The 7,013-nt window shown below is 66.7% G+C and carries 5 protein-coding genes; 4 read left to right on the plus strand and 1 reads right to left on the minus strand.

Annotated elements, in window-relative coordinates; all coding sequences use genetic code 11:
* Nucleotides 1-793 (minus strand): MFS transporter (locus tag EN780_RS23725; protein ID WP_133372689.1); only part of this gene is annotated, 793 nt, incomplete at its 3' end.
* A gap of 195 nt (nucleotides 794-988) precedes the next feature.
* Between EN780_RS23725 and EN780_RS23730 the strand changes: the two genes are divergently transcribed.
* From EN780_RS23730 to carB, 4 genes are all read left to right on the plus strand, one after another.
* Nucleotides 989-1,345 (plus strand): helix-turn-helix transcriptional regulator, encoded by a 357-nt coding sequence (locus EN780_RS23730; protein WP_128275485.1) that lies wholly within the window; start codon nucleotides 989-991, stop codon nucleotides 1,343-1,345.
* Nucleotides 1,345-2,103, plus strand: a complete 759-nt coding sequence (locus tag EN780_RS23735) for a metallophosphoesterase family protein (protein ID WP_128275486.1) — start codon at nucleotides 1,345-1,347, stop codon at nucleotides 2,101-2,103. The genes EN780_RS23730 and EN780_RS23735 overlap by 1 nt, the downstream gene beginning before the upstream one ends.
* 130 nt (nucleotides 2,104-2,233) lie before the next feature.
* Nucleotides 2,234-3,040 carry an SH3 domain-containing protein gene (locus EN780_RS23740; RefSeq protein ID WP_128275487.1) on the plus strand — a complete coding sequence of 269 codons (807 nt, stop codon included), beginning with the start codon at nucleotides 2,234-2,236 and terminating at the stop codon, nucleotides 3,038-3,040.
* 221 nt (nucleotides 3,041-3,261) lie between these two features.
* Nucleotides 3,262-6,765, plus strand: a complete 3,504-nt coding sequence (gene carB / locus EN780_RS23745) for a carbamoyl-phosphate synthase large subunit (RefSeq protein WP_128275488.1) — start codon at nucleotides 3,262-3,264, stop codon at nucleotides 6,763-6,765.
* Nucleotides 6,766-7,013 lie beyond the last annotated feature (248 nt).

The raw sequence follows: 7,013 nt of genomic DNA on the forward strand, positions 1-7,013 counted from the left end.
TCGCCCAGAGGCGGTGGGCGGCCCGCCCGCCGGCAATGTTGCCGATGACGGCGCCGGCGCCGAAGGCGAGCAGCATGCCGGGCAGCGCCAGCGGGCTCAAGCCGCCGCTCTGGACGGCCAGCGGCGCGATGAAGCTGAAGACGGTAAACGCGCCGACCAGCGCCAGGGCGGTGGTCAAAAGGATCGGCATCACGCCGGGCCGAAGCGCCGCCGCCAACCGCGCCTTGAGCGGGAGCCTGGTGCCGATGATGCCGCGCGGCAGCCGCCACCACAGGATCGCGCCGGCCAGCGCGCCGAGCCCGGCAATGGCGAAGAAGGTGCCGCGCCAGCCGGCGACGGCCGCGACAAGCGCGCCGAGCGGCGCGCCGACGGCAACCGCCACCGTGGTGCCTCCGACGACGACGGCGATGGCGCGTGCCCGGTGATGGTCGTCGACCAGCGCCACGGCCGTGCCTTGCGCGGTCGCGGCGAACAGGCCGGACGACAGCGCCATGATGATGCGTGCGATCAGCAGCAGTTCGAAGGACGAGCTCAGCGCCGCAACGATGTTGCCGAGCACGAAGAACACCAGCGTCCACAGGATGACGCGGCGACGGTCCCATTCGCCGGTCAGCGTGGCCAGGATCGGCGTGCCGAACGCATAGGCGAGCGCGAAAGCGGTGATCAGCGACCCGGCGAGCGGAATCGAGATACCGGCATCGGCTGCGATGTCGGGCAGAAGGCTGGAGATGACGAAGCCTTCGGTCGAGATCGCGAACGATCCGAGCGCAAGCCAGAAGATCCGCTTGTCCATGGGGAGTGTCCTTTAGTTCAAAAGTTATTGAACAATTGGACATGGCAGGGCATGATGTCAATGAAGCAAGGGGAAAATAGCTGAACCCTGCTGACAGCACTGTGTCAGGACAGGGCCCGCGATCAACGGATCGTTTGCGCCCGCCGCAGAAGGAGACGCGTTGAAATCGGCCCGGATTGTGCTTAATTCCCGGGGATGACCTTGCCTCACCCCAATGCTGACCAGATCACCCTGCCGATCGTGCTCGCCGTGCTCGGCGACCCGACCAGGCTTGCCATCGTACGCTTCCTGGCGAGCAAGGAAGGCGTGCCGATGAACTGCAGCAAGTTCCTCGATCTCGGCTCCAAGACCAACCTCAGCTATCACCTGGCCAAGCTGCGCGAGGCCGGCGTCACCCGCACCGAAGCGGTCGGCACCAACCGCATGATCACGCTGCGCCGCGACGACCTCGACCGCCGCTTCCCCGGCCTGCTTGACAGTGTCATTGCCGCCGCCGGTGACGACAAGGCGCTGCCCATGGTCGGCGCCGCCGAGATCGAGATCGGCGCCTGATGCGCATTGCGGTTCTCGCCGACATCCACGGCAATTTGCTGGCGCTGGACGCCGTGCTCGACGACCTCAAGCATCGCGGCGGCGCCGATATCACCGTCAATCTCGGCGACTGCGTCTCCGGGCCGCTCTGGCCGCGCGAGACGATGGAACGGCTGCAGGCGCTCAAGCTGCCCACCGTGCGCGGCAACCATGACCGCCGCGTGGCGCAGGACCCCGCCGACGAGACGATGTGGCCGTCCGACCGCTACGCCCAGGAACGGCTGACGGGGTTGCAGCGCGAGGCGCTGCTGGCCTTGCCGCTGACGCTGGAGGTCCTGCCCGGCGTGGTCGCCTTCCACGCCCGCCCCGACCATGACGAGAAATATCTCGCCGATGCGATCACCGACGGCCAGCTGGTGCGCGCGCCGCTGGCGGCGATCCGGCGGCGGCTGAAATCGCTCGACCCCGCCTGCCGCATCGTGCTGTGCGGACACAGCCATCGCGCCGAGCTGATCCGCATCCCCGGCGGCCCGGTCATCTTCAACCCCGGCAGCATCGGTTGCCCCGCCTATGACGATGACACGCCTCCGGCGCATGTTTCCGAGCAAGGCACGCCGCATGCGCGCTACGGCATCGTCGAACTCGGCGAGCAGGGCCGCCCCGACCGCTTCGAGGCCATCGCCGTCGACTACGACCACGAGGCCGCGGCGAGCCAAGCCGAACAGGCGGGACGGCCGGAATGGGCGCATGCGCTCAGAACCGGCTTCATGCCGGACTGAGCGGCGGCACGCGCCGTCACCGCCAAGTTTCAGATGACATCGCGCCATATCGTCTCCTATAACCGCCTCGGCTTGAGGTGGCGCGCTTGAGTCGGTCGCGCTTTGGAACGTGCATGCCCATGGCCGAAGGATGAAGCGCAGAGTTACGCTCCGATCGACGCTGCAGGCACTGATTGCCGTCGCTTTGCCGCTGGCCGCCTCGCCGGCCATGGCCGAGGACGCGCCTGGCACCATCATTTCCATCGTCAGCGGCCTCGCGCCGGACGACCTGCTCAACATCCGCGCCACCGCATCGGCGACCGGAAAGATCCAGGCGCGCCTGCCCGGCGGGGCGGCGGTGAAGAACCTCGGCTGCAACGAAGTCAACGGCAATCCCTGGTGCAAGGTCGAGGACACCGAGAACCCTCGCGTCGGTGGCTGGGCGCCCGCGCGCTACCTGACCCCGAACAATCCGGCGCCGGCGCCCGATGATGCCGCCGAGCCGGCGAGCGAAGCCAGCGCGCCTCAACTCCCCGAAGCACCGGCCGCCGACATCACCGCGCGCCTCGGCGGCTCCGACCCGGCGGCACCCCCCGCCGCCGCCGATATCGGCAGGACGGCCATGCAGGATGCCTATGGCCTTGCCTTCACATCATCGGCGGCAGGACTTTCCGACGGCCCCGCCCCCGATGCCTCCGGCGGCATCCCCTGCGCGCGCCATATCGGCCAGCCGATGACCCGCTGCGAAGTAACCGTGGTGCACACGGGCGGCGAGAGTGCCGTCACGGTAGCCTGGCCGGATGGCGGCACGCGCATCATCACCTTCCACGGCGGCTTCCCGGCCAGTTCGGACTCGGCAGACGAATTCCGCTTCTCCCGCGAGGGCACACTCAACATGATCCGGATCGGCACCTCGGAGCGATTCGAGATCACGGACCAGCTTGCGCTGGGTGAATAGGTGTTAGGCAGTAGGGAATAGGCAGTGGGTGCCTGAACCTCCCCTACTCCCTACTCCCCTACTCCCCTACTCCCCTAATCCCTCATTTTCGGGGTTACATCCGCCAAAACTCTTCCCTATAAGGCCCTCCTAGCCTGATACCAGAATCGCAAGCACAACCGGCCGGGTCCTCCCGTCCCGGTTTTTCGTGCAAGCCGCTCGCCGAACGGAACCCGTAGACCATGCCAAGACGCACCGACATCAAGTCGATCCTGATCATCGGGGCCGGCCCCATCGTCATCGGCCAGGCCTGCGAGTTCGACTATTCCGGCACCCAGGCCTGCAAGGCGCTGAAGGAAGAGGGTTTCCGCGTCATCCTGGTCAACTCCAACCCGGCCACCATCATGACCGACCCGGAGCTGGCCGACGCCACCTATATCGAGCCGATCACGCCGGAAGTGGTGGCCAAGATCATCGCCAAGGAACGGCCGGACGCGCTGCTGCCCACCATGGGCGGCCAGACGGCGCTCAACACCGCTTTGTCGCTGCGCCGCATGGGCGTGCTCGACCGCTACAATGTCGAGATGATCGGCGCCGACGCGCATGCCATCGACAAGGCCGAGGACCGCGCGTTGTTCCGCGAGGCGATGAGCAAGATCGGCCTCGAAACGCCGAAGTCGATGCTGGCCAACGCCACCGACGTCAAGAACGCCGACCGCAAGACGCATGAGGCCGAGCGCGCCGCGCTGAAGGCCGAGAACCCCGACAATCTCGACGCCGCGCTCGACGCGCTGGAAACCCGCTGGAACCTCGGCGAAGGCGACCGCAAGCAGCGCTACATCAGCCATGGCATGGCGATCGCCGCCCAGGCGCTCGACCATGTCGGCCTGCCGGCCATCATCCGACCGTCCTTCACCATGGGCGGCACCGGCGGCGGCATCGCCTACAACCGTGCCGAATTCTACGACATCGTCCAGTCCGGCCTAGACGCCTCGCCGACCACCGAGGTGCTGATCGAGGAGAGCGTGCTCGGCTGGAAGGAATACGAGATGGAGGTCGTCCGCGACCGGGCGGACAATTGCATCATCGTCTGCTCGATCGAGAACATCGATCCGATGGGCGTGCACACGGGGGACTCGATCACCGTCGCGCCGGCGCTGACCTTGACCGACAAGGAATACCAGATGATGCGCAACGCCTCGATCGCGGTGCTGCGCGAGATCGGCGTCGAGACCGGCGGCTCCAACGTGCAGTTCGCCGTCAACCCGGCCGACGGCCGCCTGGTGGTGATCGAGATGAACCCGCGCGTCTCGCGCTCGTCGGCGCTGGCCTCCAAGGCGACCGGCTTCCCGATAGCCAAGATCGCCGCCAAACTCGCCGTCGGCTACACGCTGGACGAATTGGAGAACGACATCACCGGCGGCGCCACGCCCGCCTCGTTCGAGCCGTCGATCGATTACGTGGTGACGAAGATCCCGCGCTTTGCCTTCGAGAAATTCCCCGGCGCCGAGCCGGTGCTGACCACCGCCATGAAGTCGGTCGGCGAGGTGATGGCCATCGGCCGCACCTTCCAGGAATCCTTGCAGAAGGCGCTGCGCGGACTTGAGACCGGCCTGACGGGTCTGGACGAGATCGAGATTCCCGGCCTTGGCCATGGCAGCGCGCCGGCCAGCCATGTCGACGACAGAAACGCCATCCGCGCAGCACTCGGCACGCCGACGCCGGACCGGCTGCGCATGGTGGCGCAGGCGATCCGCATGGGCACCTCGCTGGAAGACGTGCATGCCATGTGCAAGATCGACCCGTGGTTCCTCGAGCAGATCGCCGGCATCATCGCCATGGAAGAGCGCGTGCGCGAGCACGGCCTGCCGCAGGATGCCGCCAATCTGCGCATGCTGAAGGCGATGGGCTTCTCCGATGCCCGCCTCGCGTCGCTGACGATGACCGACGCCGAAGTGATTCAGAAGACTCGCGAAAAGCTCGACGTTCATCCGGTCTTCAAGCGCATCGACACCTGCGCCGCCGAGTTCGCCTCGCCCACGGCCTATATGTACTCGACCTATGAAGTGCCCTTCGCCGGCGCGCTGGCCAACGAAGCCAAGGTCTCGGCGCGCAAAAAGGTCGTCATCCTCGGCGGCGGTCCGAACCGCATCGGCCAGGGCATCGAGTTCGACTATTGCTGCTGCCACGCGGCGTTTGCGCTCCGCGACGCCGGCTACGAGGCGATCATGGTCAACTGCAACCCGGAGACCGTCTCGACCGACTACGACACCTCCGACCGGCTCTATTTCGATCCGCTGACGGCGGAGGACGTGCTGGAGATCCTGCGCGCCGAGCAGGCGTCCGGCGAGCTGGTCGGCGTCATCGTCCAGTTCGGCGGCCAGACGCCGCTCAAGCTGGCCGACGCGCTGGAGAAGGCCGGCATCCCGATCCTCGGCACCTCACCCGACATGATCGACCTCGCCGAAGACCGCGACCGTTTCCAGAAGCTGCTGCACAAGCTCGGCCTGACCCAGCCGAAGAACGGCATCGCCTATTCGGTCGAGCAGGCCCGCCTCGTCGCCGGCGAGCTCGGCTTCCCGCTGGTGGTGCGCCCGTCCTATGTACTCGGCGGCCGCGCCATGCAGATCATCCATGACGAGGGCATGCTGCAGACCTACCTGCTCGACACCGTGCCCGGCCTGGTGCCGGAGGACATCAAGCAGAAATACCCCAACGACAAGACCGGCCAGATCAACACGCTGCTCGGCAAGAACCCGCTGCTGTTCGACACCTATCTGTCTGGCGCCATCGAGGTCGATGTCGACTGCCTCTGCGACGGCAAGGCGACCTTTGTCTCCGGCATTCTGGAGCACATCGAGGAGGCCGGCATCCATTCGGGCGATAGCGCCTGCTCGCTGCCGGTGCACGCCCTGCCCTCGGACCTGGTCGATGAGCTGGAGCGCCAGACGGCTGCCTTGGCTCGCGCGCTCAATGTCGGCGGCCTGATGAACGTGCAATACGCCATCAAGGACGGCACGGTCTATGTGCTGGAGGTGAACCCGCGCGCCTCGCGCACCGTGCCCTTCGTCGCCAAGACCATCGGGCGTCCAATCGCCAAGATCGCCGCCCGCATCATGGCCGGCGAGACGCTGGAGGATGCCTTCGCCCATTACGGGCCGATGCCCGATCCGCGCAACCCCGGCCACATCGCGGTCAAGGAAGCCGTCTTCCCCTTCGCGCGCTTCCCCGGCGTCGACATATTGCTCGGACCGGAAATGCGCTCGACCGGCGAGGTCATGGGCCTCGACCGCGACTTCGCGCTCGCCTTCGCCAAGAGCCAGCTCGGCGCCAATGTCGACCTGCCGCGCTCCGGCACGCTGTTCGTCTCGGTGCGCGACGAGGACAAGAAGGGCATCCTGCCCGCCGTAAAACGCCTCGCCGGCCAGGGTTTCAAGGTGCTTGCCACCTCCGGCACCGCGCGCTTCCTCGCCGAGAACGGCGTCGTGGCCGAAAAGATCAACAAGGTGCTCGAAGGCCGCCCGCACATCGAGGACGCCATCCGCAACCGCCAGGTCCAGATCGTCTTCAACACCACCGATGGCCAGAAGGCGGTGTCGGATTCGAAGTCGCTGCGGCGCGCAACGCTGATGCAGAAGGTGCCGTATTACACGACACTGTCAGGGGCAGCGGCTGTGGCGGAAGCGATTGCGGCATTGCGGGCGGGGAGCTTGGAAGTCACCCCGCTGCAGGAGTATTTTGCTTAGGCGATTAGCTCTCTTCTCCCCGTTGAACGGGGAGAAGGGGCTGGCCGCGACGCCGGCGCACTTCCTGCGACTTCGGCGATTGGCGAAACCACCGGCGCAAGCGTCTTTCTCCCCGTCACTATACGGGGAGAAATGCCCGGCAGGGCAATGAGGGGCGGCGCCAGCGCCAAGTGCTCTTCAGAAACCCGATCAGCTGCGAGGTCCACGGCGGCACCCTCACCCCTGATGCGCCACGGCCAGTTCCTTCA

This window comes from Mesorhizobium sp. M4B.F.Ca.ET.089.01.1.1, from assembly GCF_004022605.1.
GTDB classification, from domain to species: Bacteria; Pseudomonadota; Alphaproteobacteria; order Rhizobiales; family Rhizobiaceae; genus Mesorhizobium; species Mesorhizobium abyssinicae.